The organism is Streptomyces sp. NPDC055815 (assembly GCF_053616475.1).
The window spans coordinates 1-2,500 of the sequence record NZ_JBSHDU010000164.1 but is presented as its reverse complement, the minus strand read 5'-3'; the positions used below and the strand labels follow the sequence as shown (position 1 = coordinate 2,500).

The following is a 2,500-nucleotide window of genomic DNA, read 5'->3' as shown; positions in this document are numbered from 1 at the left end:
TCTCTTTCACTCCCCTTCCGGGGTGCTTTTCACCTTTCCCTCACGGTACTGGTTCACTATCGGTCACTAGGGAGTATTTAGCCTTGGGAGATGGTCCTCCCGGATTCCGACGGAATTTCACGTGTTCCGCCGTACTCAGGATCCACTCAGGAGAGAACGAAGTTTTGACTACAGGGCTGTTACCTCCTATGGCGGGCCTTTCCAGACCTCTTCATCTACCTCGTTCCTTTGTAACTCCGTACAGAGTGTCCTACAACCCCAAGAGGCAAGCCTCTTGGTTTGGGCTAATCCCGTTTCGCTCGCCGCTACTCAGGGAATCGCATTTGCTTTCTCTTCCTCCGGGTACTTAGATGTTTCAGTTCCCCGGGTCTGCCTTCTCATATCCTATGTATTCAGATATGGATACCACTCCATTACGAGTGGTGGGTTTCCCCATTCGGAAATCTCCGGATCAAAGCTTGCTTACAGCTCCCCGAAGCATATCGGTGTTCGTCCCGTCCTTCATCGGCTCCTAGTGCCAAGGCATCCACCGTGCGCCCTTTCTAACTTAACCGTTAAAAAGAATCACTACGTGATATCTTGCATTACTAATTGAATGTGAATTACTTCTGTTATCTAGTTTTCAAAGAACAACGCATAGGACATGCTAACACATGCGTTGCCACAGGAAGTGGCGCATTTAGCAGGTGTTCCTATGTTTTGAAGGAATGATCCTTCAAAACTAAACAAGACAGGGAACGTTCTGTTTATAAGACCCAAGGTCTTATATTCCGTTAAAATCCTTAGAAAGGAGGTGATCCAGCCGCACCTTCCGGTACGGCTACCTTGTTACGACTTCACCCCAATCATCTGTCCCACCTTCGGCGGCTGGCTCCTAAAAGGTTACCTCACCGACTTCGGGTGTTACAAACTCTCGTGGTGTGACGGGCGGTGTGTACAAGGCCCGGGAACGTATTCACCGCGGCATGCTGATCCGCGATTACTAGCGATTCCAGCTTCACGCAGTCGAGTTGCAGACTGCGATCCGAACTGAGAACAGATTTGTGGGATTGGCTTAACCTCGCGGTTTCGCTGCCCTTTGTTCTGTCCATTGTAGCACGTGTGTAGCCCAGGTCATAAGGGGCATGATGATTTGACGTCATCCCCACCTTCCTCCGGTTTGTCACCGGCAGTCACCTTAGAGTGCCCAACTGAATGCTGGCAACTAAGATCAAGGGTTGCGCTCGTTGCGGGACTTAACCCAACATCTCACGACACGAGCTGACGACAACCATGCACCACCTGTCACTCTGCCCCCGAAGGGGACGTCCTATCTCTAGGATTGTCAGAGGATGTCAAGACCTGGTAAGGTTCTTCGCGTTGCTTCGAATTAAACCACATGCTCCACCGCTTGTGCGGGCCCCCGTCAATTCCTTTGAGTTTCAGTCTTGCGACCGTACTCCCCAGGCGGAGTGCTTAATGCGTTAGCTGCAGCACTAAGGGGCGGAAACCCCCTAACACTTAGCACTCATCGTTTACGGCGTGGACTACCAGGGTATCTAATCCTGTTCGCTCCCCACGCTTTCGCTCCTCAGCGTCAGTTACAGACCAGAGAGTCGCCTTCGCCACTGGTGTTCCTCCACATCTCTACGCATTTCACCGCTACACGTGGAATTCCACTCTCCTCTTCTGCACTCAAGTTCCCCAGTTTCCAATGACCCTCCCCGGTTGAGCCGGGGGCTTTCACATCAGACTTAAGAAACCGCCTGCGAGCCCTTTACGCCCAATAATTCCGGACAACGCTTGCCACCTACGTATTACCGCGGCTGCTGGCACGTAGTTAGCCGTGGCTTTCTGGTTAGGTACCGTCAAGGTGCCGCCCTATTTGAACGGCACTTGTTCTTCCCTAACAACAGAGCTTTACGATCCGAAAACCTTCATCACTCACGCGGCGTTGCTCCGTCAGACTTTCGTCCATTGCGGAAGATTCCCTACTGCTGCCTCCCGTAGGAGTCTGGGCCGTGTCTCAGTCCCAGTGTGGCCGATCACCCTCTCAGGTCGGCTACGCATCGTTGCCTTGGTGAGCCATTACCTCACCAACTAGCTAATGCGCCGCGGGTCCATCTGTAAGTGGTAGCCGAAGCCACCTTTTATGTCTGAACCATGCGGTTCAAACAAGCATCCGGTATTAGCCCCGGTTTCCCGGAGTTATCCCAGTCTTACAGGCAGGTTACCCACGTGTTACTCACCCGTCCGCCGCTAACATCAGGGAGCAAGCTCCCATCTGTCCGCTCGACTTGCATGTATTAGGCACGCCGCCAGCGTTCGTCCTGAGCCAGGATCAAACTCTCCGATAAAGTAGTTTGACTGACTACGCACATCGCTGTGCGATTTATTTAAAACTTTGAATTAACAGGTACGTTTTGTCTTGTTTAGTTTTCAAAGATCATTACCGCTTGTTGAAGCAACTTTATTATCTTACCGGCGAACTCGCCTTCGCCGGGGACGCCGTCCTCACCGA

At 52.0% G+C, this 2,500-nt stretch carries 2 rRNA genes (1 of these 2 cut by a window edge); both read right to left on the bottom strand.

The features are described 5' to 3' along the window. A 23S ribosomal RNA gene (locus ACWGN5_RS41670) occupies positions 1-553 on the bottom strand (it extends 2,377 nt beyond the left edge of the window). 233 nt (positions 554-786) lie between these two features. Further along, positions 787-2,336 (bottom strand): 16S ribosomal RNA (locus ACWGN5_RS41665). The 16S and 23S rRNA genes sit together here, the layout of an rRNA operon. Positions 2,337-2,500: the final 164 nt, after the last annotated feature.